The sequence below is a fragment of the Streptomyces sp. LARHCF249 genome (assembly GCF_052871255.1).
The window spans coordinates 475367-495133 of record NZ_JBIXJQ010000007.1 but is presented as its reverse complement, the minus strand read 5'-3'; the positions used below and the strand labels follow the sequence as shown (position 1 = coordinate 495133).

Here is a 19767-nt window from a genome sequence, read left to right as displayed (position 1 = left end):
CCGGTCACACACCCCCCTATAGTTAGGGCAGCCTAACCTAACGACTGGGGGACGAGTGTGAGCCTTGTGACCGACGCGGACGCCTTCGAGCTCTACCGGGACAGCTGGGGCATCCCCCACCTCCGCGCCGCCGACGCCCTCGGCCTCGCCTACGCCCAGGGCCGCGTCACCGCCCTCGACCGCGCCTGGCAGCTGGAGGTCGAACGGCACCGCGCCCAGGGCTCCAGCGCCTCCTTCCTCGGCGCGGACTGCGTGGCCTGGGACCGGTTCGCCCGCCAGAGCCGCATCGCCGACACCGCCCGCCGCTGCTACGAGGCCCTGGACGCCGGCGATCCCGAGACCGCCGCCTGGGTCCGCGCGTACGTCGACGGCGTCAACGACGGGCTCACCGCCGGCGCCGCCCGCGACGAGCGCTTCGCGCGCACCGGACTGGTGCCCGCCCCCTGGGAACCCTGGGTTCCGATGGCGATCTGGACCGCCGCGCACATCCTGTTCGCCGGCTTCGCCACCAAGCTGTGGCGCGAGCGCGTGGCCCGCGCCCTGGGCGAGGACGCGGTCACCCTCTTCGCCACCGACGGGCCCGGCACCGCCGGCAGCAACGGCTGGCTGGTGCCGGGCGACCGCACCACCAGCGGCGCGGCGATCATCGCCGGCGACCCGCACCGGTTCATCGAGGACCCGGGCGTCTACCAGCAGATGCGCCTGTCCTGCCCGGAGTACGACGTCCTCGGCCTGGCCGTCCCCGGCGTCCCCGGCCTCGCCCACTTCGGGCACACCGGCACCGCCGCCTGGGCCATCACCAACGCGATGGCCGACTACCAGGACCTGTACACCGAGCAGCTGCGCGGGTCCGGCTCCACCGTGGAAGCGCTGGGGCCGGACGGCCGGTGGGAGCCGGTGCACCGCCACGTCGAGACCATCGCCGTGGCCGGCGGCGAGGAGGTCGAGGTGGAGGTCATGGAGACCGCCCGGGGTCCGGTGATCGTCCGCAGGGACGCCGACGCGGGGACCACCGCCGACGCCGGGACCGTCCCCGACGCCGTGACGGCCCCCGACACCGGTCCGGCCGCCGAGGCGCTCTCCCTCCGCTACCCGCCGCGCGTCCGCGAGGACCTGGGCTTCGCCGCCCTCCCCGCCCTGCTGCGCGCCCGCACCGTCGCCGACATCGACCGCGCCCTCGACGGCTGGGCGGAGCCCGTCAACGTCGTCCACGCCGCCGACTCCGCGGGCGGCCTGCTGCACCGCGTCGCGGGCGCCGTGCCGCTGCGCGACAGCGCCAACCGGCTGCGCCCCGTACCGGCGTGGGACCGGCGCCACGACTGGCAGGGCTGGGCCGCGACCCCCGCCGAGCCCGTACAGGGCTTCGCCGTCATGGCCAACGCCCGCGGCATCGCCTCCCCGCTCGGCGTGGAGTTCGCGCCCCCGCACCGCGCCAACCGCATCCGCGAGCTGCTCAGCGGCTCCGCCGACTGGTCGCCGAAGGCGATGGCCGACGTACACGCAGACACGCACCTGGCCTCCGCCGGGCCGCTGCTCGCCCTGCTGCCCGCGCTCGACGGGCTGTCCCCCGCCGCGGCGGCCCTGCGCGCCCGGCTGCTGGCCTGGGACCGGCACATGGCGGCCGACAGCACCGACGCCACCGTCTTCTCGGCCTTCCGGACCGCGACCGTACGCCGCCTCGCCGCCGATGCCGTCTTCGCGGAGCTGGCGGGCGCCCCCACCGGCCCGGAGGTGTTCCACCCGTGGCTCTACCTGGTCCCCCGGGTCGGCTACGCCCTCGAAGGGCTGCTCACCACCTCCCTCCTCCCCGGCCTCGACCGCGCCGCGCACGTCCGGGCCGCCCTCGAGGAGACGGCCGCGGCAGGCGCCCCCGACAGGCCCTGGGCGGAGGTCCACCGCCTCGCCCCCTGGTCGGCGCTGCCGGACCCGGAGGCCCAGTGGCCCGGCCTCGGCGGCGACCACGACTGCGTGAACGCCACCTCCTCCGTCCCCGGCTTCACCGACCTCACCGCCCGCGCTTCGGCGGCCCGTTACGTCTGGGACCTCGCCCGCCGCGAGGACAGCCTCTGGGCGGTCCCGCTCGGCGCGGACGGCGTCACCGGCGCACCCCACCACCGCGATCAGCTCCCCCTGTGGGCACGCTGCGAACTCGTCCCCGTCGTCACCGACTGGGCCCGCCTCACCAAGGAATCCGCATGATCTCGACCAGACAGCCCGTGTACAGCCGGCTCGTGGAGGGCTTCGGCACGGTCACGATCACCCCCGTCGACCCCGCCGCCGACTCGGCGCTGATCCACAGCTGGGTCACCGAGGAGCGGGCGCGCTTCTGGGGCATGGGCGAGGCCAGCCGCGAACTGGTCCAGGAGATCTACGAGGACGTCGACCGCCGCACCACCCACCACGCGTTCATGGTGGCCCGCGACGGGGAGCGGGTCGCGCTCTTCCAGACGTACGACTGCGCCGAGGACCGGGTCGCCGAGTGCTACGAGGTGCAGGCCGGGGACGTCGGCGTGCACCTGATGATCGGCCCGAGCCAGGGCGCGACCCGGCGCGGTTTCACCGCCGCGCTGGTGGGGACCTTCACGGCCTACCTGTTCTCCGACCCCGCCGCCCGCCGGATCGTCGCCGAGCCCGACGCGCGCAACACCAAGGCGATCGCCCTGCTGGAGCGGTCCGGCTTCGTGCTCGGCCCGGAGGTCGAACTCCCGGAGATCGACCTGCCCGAGGTCTACCTCCCCGCCAAGGCGGCCCGCCTTGCCTTCCTCGGCGCACCGGCGCCGCTGCCGGACAGCCGCTGACGCGCCTCCCGGCCGGCCCCGCCGCGAACGGATCGTCACCCGAACGGGACGGCCATTCCCATTGACCCCGCGCGCCCGACGGCTCGAAGCTGATCCCCACTCACATCATTGGCGCTGGGGGGAAATTGACCAGCCAGAACCTGCACATCGGGCCGGACACGGCGGCAGACCGCTATCGGCTGCTCCGGTCCATCGGGCGCGGCGGGGAGGCCGTGCTCTATCTCGCGGAGATCGAGCTCGCCGGCGGGTCCGAACCCGTCGTCGTCAAGGTGCTCGACTCCAAGACGACCATCACGCCCGACATCTTCGACCGCATCAGCCAGAAGTGGAACGAGCAGGCGGAGCTGCTGCGCTTCGTCCACCGGCCCGGAGTGGTGGGCGTACGGGAGCACTTCGAGGGCCCGCCGATCCACCGGCCCGGGGAGTCGTCGACCCTGACCGGGCGGGCCCTCGTCCTCGTCATGAACCACGTCGACGGGCTCGACCTGCGGGACTGGCGGGCGGAGCGGACGCTCGCCACCGCCGCCGAGCGGCGGGAGGTGATGCGCACGCTGGAGCAGCTGGCCGACGTACTGGACTGGCTGCACTCGGGGAAGGCCACCCCGTCCGGGCGCCAGGTGATCCACGGCGACCTCTCGCCCGGCAATGTGATGGTCGACGCGCACGGCCAGGCCACGCTGGTGGACTTCGGCCTCAGCAAGCTGACCGCCGACCACCAGACGGCGGAGGTCTGGTTCACCCCGGGCTACGCGGCGCCCGAGGTCTTCGACGGCAAGCGGACACCGGGCACGGACCGGTACGCCTTCGGGGCGATCGCGTACTTCCTGCTGAGCGGCCAGTCGCCGCCCGCCACGCCCGAGCAGCTGGCCCAGGCGCTGGCCGCGCTGCCGCAGATCGCCGTACTGGACGCGGAGCAGCGGGCGCGGATCACCTCGATCTACGCGGCCGATCCGGGGAAGCGCCCGGTGAGCCTGGCCGGCTGGATGAAGGACGTCCGGCACGCGGTGGTGTCCACGACCACCTCCGCCTCTCAGCGCGCGGTCCAGGACACGCCGCCGAAGCCGGCCGTACCGCCGCAGCCCGTCGTCCCGCCGCAGCCCGTCGCCGCGCCCGCGGTCCACGTCTCGACGGAACCCGCGCGGACGGAACCCGCGCCGACGGAACCCGTGCGGACGGAACCGGTGGCGGCCGAACCGCTTCCCACAGCTCCGGCTCCCGAGCCCGCGGTTCCCGCCGGGTACGGGCCCGCGTACGGCCCGGGCCCGGCGCCCGCCCCGGAGCCGCCCCGTCCGAAGAAGCGGCGGACCGGCCTGGTCCTGGGCGCGGTGGCCTCCGTCGTGGTGCTGGCGGCCCTCGCCGCGCTCGGCGTACAGCTCCTGAAGGGCAAGGACCGGGGAGCCGGGCAGGCGTCGGGTGCGGACGGGCCGGCGGCCGCTGCGTCCGGCCGGCCCGCGACCCCGACACCGACGCCGACCCCGACGCCCGACACCTCGTCGTCGGCCACCGATGACGCCGTGGTGGAGCCCACCACGACCGCGTCGAAGCCCGCCAACGGCACCGCACCCGACGTCAACGCCGCCGATCTGACCGTCATGCACCCCGTGGACGGGCTGGGCGAGTTCACCGTCGGAGCAGCGAAGATCAACACCAAGCAGTACGGTGCCGCGTTCATCGCCGAGCTGGGCTGCAACGGCGATGCGATCGCGGAGTTCGATCTCAACCGCGAGTGGAAGTACCTGGACTTCACGGCCGGAGTCGACGACGGCTCCAGCCGGGAGAACGGGCGGGTCAGCATCTCGCTCGACGGCCAGCCGGCCGCCTTCTCCGAACTCGTCGGGCTCGGCAAGCCGGTCACCAAGAGGGTGGAGGTGACCGGCGCCCTGCGCCTGCGCATCAAGGTGGACGCGGGGTGCGACATGGGCAAGGTGGTCATCGCCGCCCCGCAGCTGACGCGCTGAACCCCGCGCACGCCGGGAAAAAGGGGCGGCCCCGCACCGGAACTCCGGTGCGGGGCCGCCGACGCACTGCCTGCGCGGCACCTGCTCGACTACTCGGACACGCCCAGGCGCTCCAGGATGAGCTCCTTGACGCGCGCCGCGTCGGCCTGGCCGCGGGTGGTCTTCATGACCGCGCCGACCAGGGCGCCGACGGCCGCGACCTTGCCGCCGCGGATCTTGTCGGCGATGGCCGCGTTGCCCGCGATGGCCTCGTCCACGGCCGCGCCGAGCGCGCCCTCGTCCGAGACGACCTTCAGCCCGCGCTTCTCGACGACCTCGTCCGGGGTGCCCTCGCCGGCGAGGACGCCTTCGAGGACCTGGCGGGCCAGCTTGTCGTTCAGCTCGCCCGCGGCGACCAGTGCCGCGACCCGGGCGACCTGCGCCGGGGTGATCGGCAGCTCGTCGACGACGACGCCCTGCTCGTTGGCGTTGCGGGCCAGCTCGCCCATCCACCACTTGCGCGCGGCGGCCGAGTCGGCACCCGCCTCGATCGTGGCGACGATGGAGTCCACCGCGCCCGCGTTGAGGATCGACTGCATGTCGTGCTCGCTGACGCCCCAGTCCTCGCGGAGCCGGTTGCGGCGCACGCGCGGCATCTCGGGCAGGCCGGCGCGCAGCTCCTCGACCCACTCGCGGGCCGGGGCCACGGGGACCAGGTCGGGCTCCGGGAAGTACCGGTAGTCCTCGGCGTTGTCCTTGATGCGGCCGGCCGTGGTGGAGCCGTCCTCCTCGTGGAAGTGCCGGGTCTCCTGCACGATCGAGCCGCCGCCGCTCAGCACGGCCGCGTGGCGCTGGATCTCGAAGCGGGCCGCGCGCTCCACGGAGCGCAGCGAGTTGACGTTCTTCGTCTCGCTGCGGGTGCCGAACTCGGACTCGGGGGTCGGGCGCAGCGACAGGTTCACGTCGCAGCGCATCTGGCCCTTGTCCATGCGGGCCTCGGAGACGCCGAGCGCCTTGATGACCTCGCGCAGCTCGGCGACGTACGCCTTGGCGACCTCGGGGGCCCGTACGCCCGCGCCCTCGATCGGCTTGGTGACGATCTCGATGAGCGGGATGCCGGCGCGGTTGTAGTCCAGCAGGGAGTGGGACGCACCGTGGATACGGCCGGTGGCACCGCCGACGTGCAGCGACTTGCCGGTGTCCTCCTCCATGTGGGCGCGCTCGATCTCCACGCGGAAGATCTCGCCGTCCTCCAGCTGGACGTCCAGGTAGCCGTTGAAGGCGATGGGCTCGTCGTACTGGGAGGTCTGGAAGTTCTTCGGCATGTCCGGATAGAAGTAGTTCTTCCGGGCGAAGCGGCACCACTCGGCGATCTCGCAGTTCAGCGCGAGGCCGATCTTGATGGCGGACTCGACGCCGATCGCGTTGACGACCGGCAGGGAGCCGGGCAGACCGAGGCAGGTGGGGCAGGTCTGCGAGTTGGGCTCGGCGCCCAGCTCGGTGGAACAGCCGCAGAACATCTTGGTCTTGGTGCCGAGCTCGACATGGACCTCAAGGCCCATGACGGGGTCGAACGAGGCGAGAGCGTCCTCGTACGACATCAGTTCGGTGTAGGTGCTCACGGTGAAACTTTTCCCTCTCAGCCCAGCAGGACGTCGTCGTCGCCCAGGCGCTTCAGCTCGCGGTACAGGATCGCGAGGCCGGTGACGATGGCGGCGGCGGACACGGCGGCGTCGACCAGCTTCAGCACGTCGTTCTCGCTGCGGGCCTTCTTGACCTGCTTGATCACGCTGATGGCGCCGAAGGCGGTGGTGCCGATCGACAGGTAGGTGCCGGTCTTGGACTTCTTGAAGCCCTTGGCCTTGGACAGTGCACTGGTGCTCACAGCGACGGTGCCTCCTCAAGCAGCGGGTGACCCCAGCGCGCGGTGAAGGCGGCCTCGACGGCCGCGCCGACCTTGTAGAGCCGGTCGTCCTTCATCGCCGGGGCGATGATCTGCAGCCCGACCGGGAGGCCGTCCTCGGGGGCCAGGCCGCAGGGGAGCGACATGGCGGAGTTGCCTGCCAGGTTGGTCGGGATGGTGCACAGGTCCGCGAGGTACATCGCCAGCGGGTCGTCGGTGCGCTCACCGATCGGGAAGGCGGTGGTCGGGGTCGTCGGGGAGACGATCACGTCGACCTGCTCGAAGGACTTCTCGAAGTCCTTCGTGATGAGCGTGCGGACCTTCTGGGCGGAGCCGTAGTACGCGTCGTAGTAGCCGGAGCTGAGCGCGTACGTGCCGAGGATGACGCGGCGCTTGACCTCGTCGCCGAAGCCGGCCTCGCGGGTCAGGGCGGTGACGTCCTCGGCGGACTTGGTGCCGTCGTCGCCGACGCGCAGGCCGTAGCGCATGGCGTCGAAACGGGCCAGGTTCGAGGAGCACTCGGACGGCGCGATCAGGTAGTACGCGGCCATCGCGAGGTCGAAGGACGGGCAGTCCAGCTCGACGATCTCGGCGCCGAGCTCCTTGAGGAGCTCCACCGACTCGTTGAAGCGCTGGACGACGCCGGCCTGGTAGCCCTCACCGGCGAACTGCTTGACCACACCGACGCGCATGCCGGCGACGGAGCCGTTGCGGGCGGCCTCGACTACCGGCGGGACCGGGGCGTCGATGGAGGTGGAGTCGAGCGGGTCGTGCCCGGCGATGACCTCGTGGAGGAGGGCCGCGTCCAGGACCGTGCGGGCGCAGGGGCCGCCCTGGTCGAGGGAGGAGGAGAAGGCCACCATGCCGTAGCGGGAGACGCCGCCGTAGGTCGGCTTGACGCCGACGGTGCCGGTGACGGCGGCGGGCTGGCGGATGGAGCCGCCGGTGTCCGTGCCGATGGCGAGGGGCGCCTGGTACGCGGCGAGCGCGGCCGCGGAGCCGCCGCCGGAGCCGCCGGGGATCCGGGTGAGGTCCCACGGGTTGCCGGTCGGGCCGTACGCGCTGTTCTCCGTCGAGGACCCCATGGCGAACTCGTCCATGTTGGTCTTGCCGAGGATCACGACGTCGGCTTCCTTCAGCTTGCGCGTCAGGGTGGCGTCGTACGGCGGGATCCAGCCTTCGAGGATCTTCGAACCGACGGTGGTCGGGACCCCGACGGTGGTGAAGATGTCCTTGAGGGCGAGCGGTACGCCGGCCAGCGGGCCGAGCTTCTCGCCGGCTGCGCGCTTGGCGTCGACGGCGCGGGCCTGCGCGAGGGCGCCTTCGCGGTCGACGTACAGGAAGGCGTGGACCTTCTCGTCGGTCGCGTCGATGCGGGCCAGGTGGGCCTCGGTGACCTCGACGGCCGTGAGCTCGCCGGAGGCGATCTTCTCGGCGGTCTGGGCCGCCGTGAGCTTGATGATGTCCGTCATGGCTGTTAGTCCTCCCCCAGGATCTGCGGCACCTTGAATCGCTGCTGCTCCTGGGCGGGAGCGCCGGAGAGCGCCTGCTCGGGGGTGAGCGAGGGACGGACCTCGTCCGCGCGCATGACGTTCGTCAGGGGCAGCGGGTGGGAGGTCGGCGGGACGTCTTGGTCGGCGACCTCGGACACGCGGGCGACCGCGCCGATGATGTCGCCGAGCTGTCCGGCGAAGTGATCCAGCTCGTTGCTGGACAGCTCAAGGCGCGCCAGCCGAGCGAGGTGGACGACCTCCTCGCGCGTAATGCCAGGCATGCAGCGATCCTCTGGGGGTGGGTGGATGTGTGGTTTCGGACTCAATCCTATGGGGCCGGGCCCCCCACCCACGAAACGGATTGCGGTTGTGCCGGTACGGGGGCGGGTGGCGGGGCCGCTGCGCGGGGCTTCCCGGGCTCCGCCCCGGCAGTGGCGCCGCACCATTCGGACCCGGCGGAGCCCGGGGGCTCAGCCCGCGTCGGCCTCGGCCGCGGCCAGCTCGGCCGAGATGTCGGCCGGGCGGCGCCAGCCGCGTTCGCCTCGGGCGAGGAGCCAGGCGGTGGCCTCCTGCGGAGGCATCGCGGCGGCGACCAGCCACCCCTGCACCGCGTCGCAGCCCAGGTCCCGCAGCCGCTCCCACGTCTCGTCGTCCTCCACGCCCTCGGCGACCACGAGCAGCCCCAGCGAGTGGGCGAGGTCGACGGTGCAGCGGACGATCTCCGCGTCCTGCGCGTCGACGGCGAGCCGGCCCACGAACGACCGGTCGATCTTCAGCTCGCTGACCGGCAGCCGCCGCAGGTGGACCAGCGAGGAGTACCCGGTGCCGAAGTCGTCCAAGGACATCTTCACGCCGTGGCCGGTGAGCCCGGCCATGGTGTCCGCCGCCCGCTGCGGGTCCTCGAGCAGCACGTGCTCCGTTATCTCCAGCTGGAGGCCGCTCGCCGGCACCCCGTGCCGGGCCAGCCTGGCGGCCACCGCTCCCGCGAATCCGGGGGTGTGGACGTCGCGCGGCGAGACGTTGACGGCGACCGGCACCTTCAGGCCCTGCGCCCGCCACCGCGCGACCTGCGCGAGGGCCGTCTCCAGGACGTACTCCGTCAGGTGCGGCATGAGCCCGGAGGTCTCGGCGATCGCGATGAACTCGTCCGGGGAGACCCGCCCGCGCTCCGGATGCACCCACCGCACCAGCGCCTCGAGGCCTGCGACTTGCCCGTCGAAGCGGACCTTCGGCTGGTAGTGGAGTTCCACTTCGCCGGCGTCGAGGGCCCGGCGCAGATCGCCGAGGAGGCCGAGCCGGTCGGGGGTGTTGCTGTCCCGCTTGGACTCGTACACCTCCACGCCGGTGCGGTCGCGCTTGGCCTGGTACATCGCCACGTCGGCGCGGCGCAGCAGCCCCTCGGCGTCCAGGGCGTGGTCGGGGAAGACGGCGAGGCCGGCGCTGGCCTCCAGGACGAGCGTGAGGCCGTCCAGGTCCAGCGGGGAGCTGAGCTCCGCGACCAGGTGGCGGGCGATGCGCTGGGCACTGGTGGTGGAGTCGGCGACGGGCAGCAGGACGGCGAACTCGTCGCCGCCGAGCCGGGCGGCCTCCGCGTCCTCGGGCAGCGCCTGGCGCAGCCGGTCGGCGATCTGCAGGAGCAGCCGGTCGCCCGCCAGGTGGCCGAGGGTGTCGTTGACCGCCCGGAAGCGGTCCAGGTCGATCAGCACAAGAGCTGCCCGGGTGCCCAAACGTTCAGCCTCGTCCAGGGCGGTCCAGGCCCGCTCCAGCAGCCACTGCCGGTTCGGCAGCCCGGTCAGCGGGTCCCGCAGCTGTTCCTCGGCGCGCGCCCGGGCGATCCACAGGGTGGAGTCCAGGGCGATCAGCGGCACGGCGAACAGCGGCAGCAGGACCGGCTGCGTGACCGCGACGACGCAGATCAGCGGGGCGATCCCGAGCAGCGCGACCGCCACTAAGGCCTGGCGGAGCAGGGCCGTGCGGGCCACGGTGGGCAGGCCGCCGCCGCGCGGGGCCAGCGCGATCCACAGCAGGACCCGGGTGGCGAGCAGGTACGCGACCGCCACGAGGACGATCTCGGGTACGGCGTCGATCTCCCAGGTGGTGGGCCGCCACGGGTTCTCCACGGACGGCGCCTCGCCGAAGGCTGCCATCACGAGGGCTCCCGCGCCGATGCCGAGGATGTCGGCCGAGCCGTGCAGCAGGCCCTGCCGCCAGCGGTGCCGGCGCGCGGCGCCGACCAGGGAGACCACCGCGAGCGAGACGAGTCCCGCGGGCACCCACCCGTAGAGGAGGAGCACGCCGAGGGTGAGTGCCGCGCCCGAGCCGGTGCCGCCCCACCAGCGGTCGCGGCCCAGCGCGACGAGGTGGCCGACGATGATGCCGGTGAGCAGGGCGAGCGCCCAGCCCACCGCGCCACCGGGGAACAGCGCATGACGGCCGCTCAGGGCCGAGGCGACCCCGGCTCCGAGCACCACGACGGCCAGACCCACGACGGCGAAGGACAGCACGCCGCGCCGCCCCGGTCCGTCCGCACCGGTGCCGAGCGGCCTGGTGTCCGGTGTCCTGGCCCCCAGGACACCCAGCCGGCCCGCCCGCATGGACGGGATGTCCCCGCCGAATTCAGGTGACGGGTCGGCGCTTTCGGTGGGTTTCATGCCCGTCCCTCTCACAGCCGGCGATGCCGATGTCACGCGATGGCCCCGATGTCATGCCATCACGGCTGGAATCGCATCCGGCAGCCGTGCACGACAGGCGCACCCCTCAACAGTAGGACGCGGGAGGGTCCCAGGGGCAGCGGTCGGCAGTGGTTGCCCGAATGCGACCCAGCCATCCTCATCAGTACGGTATCCGCCGAACGGGTGAGTTTGGACCAGGACCCCCCGGTCACCCATCCGATGATCCGACAGCTCAGGGGCCTGCCACCAGCCTTGTACCAGCCGTTTACCACCGTCCGATGCGCCTGGCGTGCGCCCGCCCGTACGGCCTCACGCCATGCATCCGTTCACCTTCGCCACTCCCCCGCAGATCTGTCCGGGTGATTGCCTTCCGGCCGTTGCTCCGCTTGCTCCCCCTACTCCACTTACTCCGCTCCGCCGTCGCCGTCCACCGGAAGCGCCGCCTCGCGCGCCGCGTCCGGGCCCTGCTCCAGCAGCACTTCGAACCCGGCGTCGTCGAGGATGGCCAGTTTCAGCTGCACGGCCTTGTCGTACTTCGAGCCCGGGTTGTCGCCGACCACGACGAAGGAGGTCTTCTTCGACACCGATCCGGTGACCTTGGCGCCGCGGCTCTGCAGGGCTTCCTTCGCGCCGTCCCGGGTGTGGCTCTGCAGCGTGCCGGTGACGACGACGGTCAGCCCCTCCAGCGGGCGCGGCCCCTCCTCCTCGGCGGAACCTTCCTCCTCCATCCGTACCCCGGCCTCGCGCCACTTGCGCAGGATCTCCTGGTGCCAGTCGACGGCGAACCACTCCTTGAGGGAGGCCGCGATGATCGCACCGACCCCCTCGGTGGCCGTCAGCTCCTCCTCCGTGGCCTGTTCGATGCGCTCGATCGACCGGAACTCGCGGGCGAGGGCCTCCGCCGCGACCGGGCCGACGTGACGGATCGACAGGCCGTTGATGATGCGGGCGAGCGGGCGGCTCTTGGCGGCCGCGATGTTCTCCAGCATCGCCAGGGCGTTCTTCTTCGGCTCGCCCTTCTGGTTGGCGAAGACGGTGACGACCTTCTCCCCGCCCGTCTTCGGGTCCCGCTTGGGCAGCCCGCTGTCCGGGTCCAGGACGTACGCCTTGATGGGCAGCAGGTCCTCGATGGTCAGGCCGAAGAGGTCGCCCTCGTCCAGCAGCGGCGGCTCCGCCGGCTCCAGCGGGGCGGTCAGCGCGGCGGCCGCCACCATGCCGAAGTTCTCGATGTCGAGGGACTGCCGGCCGGCCAGGTAGAAGAGCCGCTCGCGCAACTGGGCGGGGCAGGTCTGGGCGTTGGGGCACCGGACGTCGATGTCCCCCTCCTTCATCGGCCGCAGCTCCGTCCCGCACGCGGGACACTCGGCCGGCATCACGAACTCCCGCTCGCTGCCGTCCCGCAGGTCCACCACCGGGCCGAGGATCTCGGGGATGACGTCGCCCGCCTTGCGCAGCACGACGGTGTCCCCGATGAGCACGCCCTTGGCCTTGACGACCTCCTGGTTGTGCAGGGTCGCGAACTCGACCTCGGAGCCGGCCACCGTCACCGGCTCCACCTGGGCGTACGGGGTCACGCGCCCGGTGCGGCCGACGCCGACCTTGATGTCGATCAGCTTGGTGTTGACCTCCTCGGGGGCGTACTTCCAGGCGATCGCCCAGCGCGGCGCGCGCGCCGTGGACCCGAGCCGGCCCTGGAGCGCGATCTCGTCGAGCTTGACGACCACGCCGTCGATCTCGTGCTCCACGGAGTGCCGGTTCTCGCCGTAGTACGCGATGAACTCCCGGACCTCGGCGAGCGAGGAGACCACCTTGGCGTGCGCGGCGGTGGGCAGGCCCCACTCGTGCAGCAGCTCGTACGCCTGTGACTGGCGCTCGATCTCCAGGCCCTCGCGCGCGCCGACGCCGTGCACCACCATGTGCAGCGGACGGGTGGCGGTGACCTTCGGGTCCTTCTGGCGCAGTGAACCGGCCGCCGCGTTGCGCGGGTTGGCGAAGGGCTTGCCCTGCGCCTCCACGAGCCGGGCGTTGAGCTCCTCGAACTTCTCCATCGGGAAGTAGACCTCGCCGCGGATCTCGACGAGGGCCGGGATCCGGTCGCCCTTCAGCCGGTCCGGGATCTCGGCGATGGTGCGGACGTTGGGTGTGATGTCCTCACCGGTGCGGCCGTCGCCGCGGGTGGCGGCGCGGGTCAGCCGGCCGTTCTCGTAGGTGAGGTTGACGGCGAGGCCGTCCACCTTCAGCTCGCACAGGTAGTGGTAGTCGGAGGTGCTCACGTCCCGGGCCACCCGCTCGGCCCAGGCGGCCAGTTCCTCCTCGTCGAAGGCGTTGTCGAGGGAGAGCATCCGCTCCCGGTGCTGCACGGAGGCGAAATCCGTCTCGTACGCCCCGGCCACCTTCTGGGTGGGCGAATCGGGCGTACGCAGCTCCGGGTACTCCTCCTCCAGGGCCTCGAGCGAGCGCAGCAGCTTGTCGAACTCGGCGTCGCTGACGACCGGCTGGTCGTTCACGTAGTACCGGAAGCGGTGCTCCTCGATCTGCTCGGCCAGCAGCGCGTGCTGCTCACGCACCGCCGCCGGTACTGCCGTGTCCTGCTGTTCGGCTGCCATGCCGTGTCCTCCCGTGGCCCGTCTCGACCGTCACTCAGGGTTGTCGGCGAGCGACCTCGCCGCCCTGACGCAATGCGCCTGCACCGCGCGGGCGTAGGCGGGCGAAGCGCCCGCCAGACCGCACGACGGGGTGACCACGACGGACTCCGCCAGAGTCCCCGGGGCCAGCCCCAGCCTGCGCCAAAGCTTCCTGACACCCATGACGCTACCGGCAGGGTCCGACAACGGGCCGTCGGTGCCCGGCACCACTCCGGCGAAGAGTTTCGTACCGCCTTCGACGGCCTCACCGATGGCGTCGTCCTCGCGCTCGGTGAGCAGCGAGAAATCGAACGACACGCCCGCGGCGCCGGCCCGCCGCAGCAGCCCGAAGGGCACCTCGGGCGCGCAGGAGTGCACGATCACGTCCCCGTCGTGCACGGCGAACAGGTCCCGCAGCGTGCCCTCGACGACCTGCCGGTCGACGGCGCGGTACGTCCGGTACCCGCTCGCGGACCGCACCCGCCCGAGCAGTACGGCGGTCAGCGACGGCTCGTCGAACTGCAGCACCACGTCGGCGCCGGGGATCCGCTTGCGCACGTCGGCCAGGTGCTCGCGCAGGCCCTCGGCGAGTGATCCGGCCAGGTCCCGGCAGGCGCCCGCGTCCTGGAGCATGGCCTCCCCACCGTGCAGCTCCAGGGCGGCGGCCAGCGTCCACGGCCCGACGGCCTGGACCTTGAGCTTGCCGGTGTACCCCTGGGTGGACTCCTCCAGGGCGTCGAGGTCCTCGCCGAGCCAGGACCGGGAGCGCTTGCTGTCGCGCCCCGGGCGGTCGCTGATCCGCCAGCCGCTGGGCTCGACGTGCGCGTACATGTCGACCAGCAGCCCGAGGGAGCGACCGATCATGTCCGCGCCGGGGCCGCGGGCGGGCAGCTCGGCGAGGTACGGGAACTCCTCGAAGGAGCCCGTCACGGTCTTGGCGGCCTCGCGGGCGTCTCCGCCGGGCAGCGAACCGACGCCGGTGGCACTCGCGCTCATCGGCCGGGCCTGACGGTCAGGTCGTTGACCTCGGCGTCGCGCGGCAGGTCGACGGCCATGACGACGGTGGTCGCCACGGACTCGGGGTCGATCCAGGCGGCGGGGTCGTACTCCTTGCCCTCCTGCGAGTGCACCTTGGCCTGCATGGGGCTGGCGGTGCGCCCCGGGTACACGGAGGTCACGCGGATCCCGTTCGCCTTCTCCTCCTCGCGCAGCGAGTCGGCGAGGGCCTTGAGGCCGTGCTTGGAGGCGGCGTACGCGCTCCAGTCGGCGTGGGCGTGCAGCCCGGCGCCGGAGTTCACGAAGACGACGGTGGCCTTGGAGGCGCGCAGGGTCGGCATCAGCAGCCGGGTGACCTCGGCGGGCGCGATCAGGTTCACGTTGAGCTGCTGGTGCCAGGTCTTGGGCCGGAGCTCACCGACGGGTCCGAGGTCCACGATCCCGGCGATGTGCAGGAGCGAGTCGATCCGCTCGGGGATCGCCTGCTTGGAGAAGGCCCACGACAGCCGGTCCGGATCGGCGAGGTCGCCCACGAGCGCCCGCGCGCCGGGGTAGCGCTCGACGAGCTGCTTGGCCCGGGCGGCGTCCCGGGCGAGGAGGACGAGGTCGTCGCCCCGTGCGTGCAGTCGGGCGGCGACGGCGGCGCCGATGCCGGATCCGGCACCGGTGATCAGGTGAGTAGCCATGCGCCCATGCTCGCATTCCGCCGCGCGGGGGTGCGGCCCCGCAGGTGGTTGCCTGCGGGACCGCGCCGTGCGGTGCCCTGGACGGGGCGGTGTCAGTCCGCGAACCAGGCCCGGGTGATCGTGATCTCGGACTTGTTGCCCGAGCCGTCGGTCGCCGTGCCGCGGAGGGAGACGTGTCCGCCCTTCGCGGGGTTCTTGACCGTCACCGCGCCGGACCGGACCGGGGCGGTGCGCCAGGTGTAGCCGTCGTCGTACGAGACCTGGACCGTGAGGGACGTCGCGGCCGCGCCCTGGACGGCGACCGGGACACGGACGCTCCGGCCCGCCGGGGAGGTGCCGGTCAGGGACAGCTCGGGGGCGAAGCGGACCGCGGAGACCGGGACCGGGGCCGGGGCGTCCTCGGGTGTGGTCCCCGAGCGGAACCACCAGGTCGCGGTCACCTTGGAGGAGACCCGGGAGACCGTGTCCGCGCGGGCGACCGAGGTGACCAGCTTGTACGGGGCCCCGGCCGCCGGGACGGCGAAGGGCGCCCCGTTGCGGCATTCGCCGTCGTGGGTGCCGATCGGCACACCGTCGCGGTAGAGGACCGTCCGGCCCTTGGCGGGGTTCTCGCCGCCGTCGTGCCCGCCGCCGTCCGCGAGCAGCGGCAGCGTTCCCCGTAGTTCGTCGCCCTGGCGGTAGAGGCCCAGCTCCGCGGCGGCGTCGATGCGCGGGCCGAAGACTCCGGCGTTGAAGCGCTCCCGGTAGGTCCGGCCCGCCTGGAAGGTGCGCGGGCCGTCCGTGTGGTACTGGGTCTCCTCCCGCGGGAAGCCGTTCTCGTCCGGCTCTCCGGTCTGGGTGGCGGCCAGGTGCCATTGCCCCCCGTCCACCGCCGACAGGTGGAGCGTGACCGGGCCCGGCAAGGCCCTGCGGCGGGACAACCCGGTGGTGCCGGTGCCGTCCGGGAGCCCTCCCAGGGCCAGGACATCGCCCTCCTTGCCGGGCACCGAGGCGCCGTGCTCCGCCACGACCGTGGCGAACTCGGCCTGCTTCAGCTCCCGGACGTAGCCGGTGGCCAGGCGCGCGACCGGGCGGCCGAGCGCGGCGTGGTACTCGTCCGTCGCGCCGTCCTGCCAGTGCGCGTTCCACTGCTGGTAGAGGTCGGTGTCCGCCGCCACGTCCGGGCCCTGGTGCCGGGTGCGCAGCCCGGCGAAGGAGTCGAGCCACCACCCGAAGCTGTGTTCCGAGCCCTGCGTCCTCACCCGGTAGGCCGGTGCGGCGAAGCCCATCGCCGCCGTCCGCGACGGCACGGTGATGTCCACCGGTTCCGTGGTGCGGGCGTCGAGGGTCACCGCGGTGTCGCCGGTGACCTCCAGCCGGGGCTGGGCGATCCAGTCGATCCCCTTGGTGAAGTCCTCCGGGTCGACGAGGATGTTCGTGTTGAGCAGGTAGCCGCCCGCCGGCACCCGCAGCGTGTCCGGCCCGGAGTCCGAGCCCCACGCGTACCGCTTGCCGGCGGCGAGGCCCGTCAGGCCCCGGAGGGCGGACCGGTACTCCGTGGCGGGCTTGCCGTCCCGCCCGAGGTGCTCGAGGGTCAGGTTGTACGCCTCGGCCTCGCGCTCGACGGCCACGGCGGTGGTGACGCGCTGTCCGTCGGGGCCGGTGGCCGTCGCGTACGCCGTGTAGGTGCCGTCCACCGGGGTGCCCAGCCGGGTGTCGACGGTGACGCCGACGGATGCGGTGCCGCCCGCCGGGACGGTCACCCGGGGCGCGTCGAAGGTGACCATGCCGGCCGGGGCCGGCTTGTCATCGGGGTCGGTGACGGTCGCGGCCAGGTCGAGGGTGACCGGGGCGGCGCCCAGGTTGCGGTAGGCGAGCTGCTTCTTCTCCGGGGTGTCGTCGTGGTGCGGCCACGCCTGGCCGGCGAAGACCAGCGAGACCGGTTCGGCGACGAGTTCGAGGCGCAGCGCGCTGTCGACGGCGATCCGGCCGCTGCCCTGCAGGAACGCCCCGGCCCGCCTGGGTTTCGCGGACCCCGCGAGCACGCCCTTGAGCTCGGTGCCGGTCCACTGCGGGTGCTGCTGCTTGAGCAGGGCGGCGGCGCCGGCGGCGTGCGGGGCGGCCATCGAGGTCCCGGAGAGGGTGCGGTAGCCGTCGGGCTCCTGGCCGCCGCCCCTGCCGGCGGCGGCCGCCGCGGTGATGTCGACGCCGGGTGCGGTGACGTCCGGCTTGAGCGCGCCGCCGCCGGCCCGGGGGCCGACGCTGGAGAAGTCGGCGATGGCGTCGCCGTCGTTGACCGCGCCGACGGTGAGCGCGGCGTCCGCGCTTCCCGGGGAGGCGATGCTGCCGGGGCCCGCGGCGCCGCTGTTGCCCGCCGCGATGGCGAACAGCACGCCCCGGTCGGCGCTCAGCCGGTCCACGGCCGCTTCGAGCGGGTCGGTGCCGGGGCCGTCGGGGAAGCCGAGGCTGAGATTGACGACCTGGGCTCCCTGGGCAACGGCCCATTCCATGCCCGCGAGGACGTCGGAGTCGTCGCCGTACCCCTCGTCGTCGAGCACCTTGCCGCTCAGGACCTTGGCGCCGGGGGCGACGCCCTTGAAGGAGCCGCCCGACATGGCGCCCGTTCCGACGGCGATGGAGGCGACGTGGGTGCCGTGTCCGTGCCGGTCCTTGGCGTCGGCGGCGGTGGAGAAGTTCTGTTCGGCGGCGATCTGCCCGGCGAGGTCGGGGTGGGCGGCGTCGACGCCGGTGTCGAGGACGGCGATCTTGACGCCGGTGCCGTCGTAGCCGGCGTTCCATGCGTGGTCGGCGCCGATCTGCCGGGTGCTCTTGTCGAGGGTGGCGGCGCGTACGCCGTCCAGCCAGACGGTGGCGATGCCGGGAGCGGTGCCGCGGGCCCGGGCGCCGGTGAGGGCGGTCCAGACGGCCGCCGCCCCGCCGGGGCTCGCGCTGACGGCCTCGGCGCCGAGGAAGCCGTACGTACGGTCCACCCGGAGCCCGCCGGCGGCGTGCAGCGCGGACGGGGCCGCCGGGGCCGCGCCGGCCTCGTAGCGGACGATCAGCTGGAGCCGGTCGCCGCGGGCCCTGCGGTACTCGGGCCTGCTGAGCTCGGTGATGTCGAAGAGGCGCGGGTCGAGGCGGCCGGTGTCGATCAGGCGCTGGGCGTCGGCCGGGACGAGGCTGGTCCGGTCGCCGTTGCGCTCCATCGAGACGGGGGTCTTCTCGCGTCCCGGGGCGGGCTGGAAACCGACGGGGCGGCCCTCGGCGTCGACGGTGACCCGGTCTCCGGTGATGAGGGTGAGGTGGGTCAGGCCCTGCCGGGCGGGCTGGTGGCGCTGCCCGGCGCCGGAGGGGCCGGGTGTGGGCGCGGCCGCGGCGGGTGCGGTCAGGCCCGCCGCGAGTGCGAGGGCGGCCAGGGCGGCCGTCGCGGCCGCCCCCGTCCGCCGATTGCGAGGTATTCGCACGTCAATTCCCCCTGGGAGAACGGTGATCGCCGGGCGGGATGGATCTCGCCCGGCGGGTCCCGAAGTATCACCTGGGGGTGATGGACACTCAACTATGCGTCAGCACAAGATTGTTGGGGCGGCTGAAAGTGCGGCGGTAGGCGATCGGTGAGATGCCGATGGCGGAACGCATGTGTGCTCGGAGGGAGTTGGCTGAGCCGAAGCCGGAACGGTGGGCCACCAGATCGACCGGCAGGTCGCTGGACTCCAGCAAGTTCCGGGCGATCTCCAGGCGCTGGGCGGTGAGCCACTGGACGGGGGTCATGCCGACCTCGTCGCGGAAGCGCCGGGTGAAGGTGCGCAGGCTCATCCGGGCGTGGGCGGCGAGCTCGGCGAGGGTCAGGGGTTCGGCGAGGTGGTCCAGGGCCCAGGCGCGGGTGGCGGTGGTGGTGGCCACGGTGGGCTCGGGGACCGGGCGGTCGATGTACTGGGCCTGGCCGCCGTCGCGCCACGGCGGTACGACGCACATGCGGGCGGCGCGGTTGGTGACGGCGGCCCCGTGGTCGCGGCGGATCAGGTGCAGGCACAGGTCGACGCCGGCCGAGACCCCGGCGGAGGTCAGGACGTCGCCGTCGTCGACGAAGAGGACGTCCTCGTCGACGCGGACCCTGGGGTAGGCCCGGCGGAACTCGTGGGCGAGGTTCCAGTGCGTCGTCGCGGGGCGGCCGTCGAGGAGTCCGGCGGCGGCGAGCACGTAGGAGCCGGTGCAGATCGAGACCAGGCGGGTGCCGGGGCGGATGCCGGCGATGGCCGCGGCCACCTCGGGCGGCAGCGGGCCCCCGCGGGCCAGCTCGGGCATGGCGTGGGTGGGCGGGAGGATCACGGTGTCGGCGGCGGCGAGGGCCTCGGGCCCGGCGGCGGGCTGGAGGGTGAACCCGGAGTCGCTCATCACCGGGCCGCCGTCGGCGGTGCAGACGACGACCTCGTACAGGGCGCCGCCGTCCTCGTCCACGGCGCTGCCGAAGACCCGGGAGGGGATCCCGAGCTCGAACGGCGGGAAGCCGGGCAGCGCGAGCACCGCGATCCGGTGCCGGTCCCGTCCGCCGTTCGCCCGCGCCGGCGCCGTACCTGCCGTACGTGCCGTACCCACCTCGTCCATGGCCAGATCCTGTCACATAGTGGCCATCAGGCCAATACCAGGCCTGCCGCTCCCGGCCGAAGCTGGGGTCACACCAG

The 19767-nt window shown here is 73.2% G+C and carries 13 protein-coding genes; 3 read left to right on the top strand and 10 right to left on the bottom strand.

Going from position 1 to position 19767, the window contains the following annotated elements:
* Window positions 1-57: 57 nt before the first annotated feature.
* The 3 genes from ACIPUC_RS23225 to ACIPUC_RS23215 all read left to right on the top strand — a co-directional run bounded on the left by ACIPUC_RS23225 (window position 58) and on the right by ACIPUC_RS23215 (window position 4756).
* Window positions 58-2199, top strand: coding sequence for a penicillin acylase family protein (locus tag ACIPUC_RS23225; RefSeq protein ID WP_446591811.1), 2142 nt, complete (start codon window positions 58-60; stop codon window positions 2197-2199).
* Window positions 2196-2798: a GNAT family N-acetyltransferase gene (locus tag ACIPUC_RS23220; RefSeq protein WP_446591809.1), complete on the top strand. Its 603-nt coding sequence runs from the start codon at window positions 2196-2198 to the stop codon at window positions 2796-2798. Before ACIPUC_RS23225 ends, ACIPUC_RS23220 begins: the two co-directional genes overlap by 4 nt.
* 125 nt (window positions 2799-2923) lie before the next feature.
* On the top strand, window positions 2924-4756 hold the full coding sequence (locus ACIPUC_RS23215; protein WP_446591808.1) for a protein kinase domain-containing protein: 1833 nt from the start codon (window positions 2924-2926) through the stop codon (window positions 4754-4756).
* Between the two features lie 89 nt (window positions 4757-4845).
* Here the strand turns inward: ACIPUC_RS23215 and gatB are convergent, their stop codons facing one another.
* The 10 genes from gatB to ACIPUC_RS23165 form a co-directional block, all read right to left on the bottom strand.
* Complete coding sequence (gatB, locus tag ACIPUC_RS23210; RefSeq protein WP_446591900.1) at window positions 4846-6336, bottom strand: Asp-tRNA(Asn)/Glu-tRNA(Gln) amidotransferase subunit GatB; 1491 nt, start codon at window positions 6334-6336, stop codon at window positions 4846-4848.
* A gap of 38 nt (window positions 6337-6374) precedes the next feature.
* Window positions 6375-6620, bottom strand: a complete 246-nt coding sequence (locus ACIPUC_RS23205; RefSeq protein WP_030769206.1) for a hypothetical protein — start codon at window positions 6618-6620, stop codon at window positions 6375-6377.
* On the bottom strand, window positions 6617-8110 hold the full coding sequence (gene gatA, locus ACIPUC_RS23200) for an Asp-tRNA(Asn)/Glu-tRNA(Gln) amidotransferase subunit GatA (RefSeq protein ID WP_446591807.1): 1494 nt from the start codon (window positions 8108-8110) through the stop codon (window positions 6617-6619). The genes ACIPUC_RS23205 and gatA overlap by 4 nt, the downstream gene beginning before the upstream one ends.
* 5 nt (window positions 8111-8115) lie before the next feature.
* Window positions 8116-8412, bottom strand: a complete 297-nt coding sequence (gatC, locus tag ACIPUC_RS23195) for an Asp-tRNA(Asn)/Glu-tRNA(Gln) amidotransferase subunit GatC (protein WP_030010586.1) — start codon at window positions 8410-8412, stop codon at window positions 8116-8118.
* A 189-nt stretch (window positions 8413-8601) separates the two neighbouring features.
* Window positions 8602-10782 carry a putative bifunctional diguanylate cyclase/phosphodiesterase gene (locus tag ACIPUC_RS23190; RefSeq protein WP_446591806.1) on the bottom strand — a complete coding sequence of 727 codons (2181 nt, stop codon included), beginning with the start codon at window positions 10780-10782 and terminating at the stop codon, window positions 8602-8604.
* Between the two features lie 425 nt (window positions 10783-11207).
* Complete coding sequence (ligA, locus tag ACIPUC_RS23185) at window positions 11208-13409, bottom strand: NAD-dependent DNA ligase LigA (protein ID WP_446591804.1); 2202 nt, start codon at window positions 13407-13409, stop codon at window positions 11208-11210.
* Window positions 13410-13439: 30 nt separating this feature from the next.
* Window positions 13440-14423, bottom strand: coding sequence for a methionine synthase (locus tag ACIPUC_RS23180; RefSeq protein WP_446591803.1), 984 nt, complete (start codon window positions 14421-14423; stop codon window positions 13440-13442).
* Window positions 14420-15109 (bottom strand): SDR family oxidoreductase, encoded by a 690-nt coding sequence (locus ACIPUC_RS23175; RefSeq protein ID WP_446591801.1) that lies wholly within the window; start codon window positions 15107-15109, stop codon window positions 14420-14422. The genes ACIPUC_RS23180 and ACIPUC_RS23175 overlap by 4 nt, the downstream gene beginning before the upstream one ends.
* Before the next feature lie 92 nt (window positions 15110-15201).
* Window positions 15202-18552, bottom strand: a complete 3351-nt coding sequence (locus tag ACIPUC_RS23170; protein WP_446591800.1) for a S8 family peptidase — start codon at window positions 18550-18552, stop codon at window positions 15202-15204.
* A gap of 88 nt (window positions 18553-18640) precedes the next feature.
* Window positions 18641-19690: a GlxA family transcriptional regulator gene (locus ACIPUC_RS23165; RefSeq protein ID WP_446591799.1), complete on the bottom strand. Its 1050-nt coding sequence runs from the start codon at window positions 19688-19690 to the stop codon at window positions 18641-18643.
* Window positions 19691-19767 lie beyond the last annotated feature (77 nt).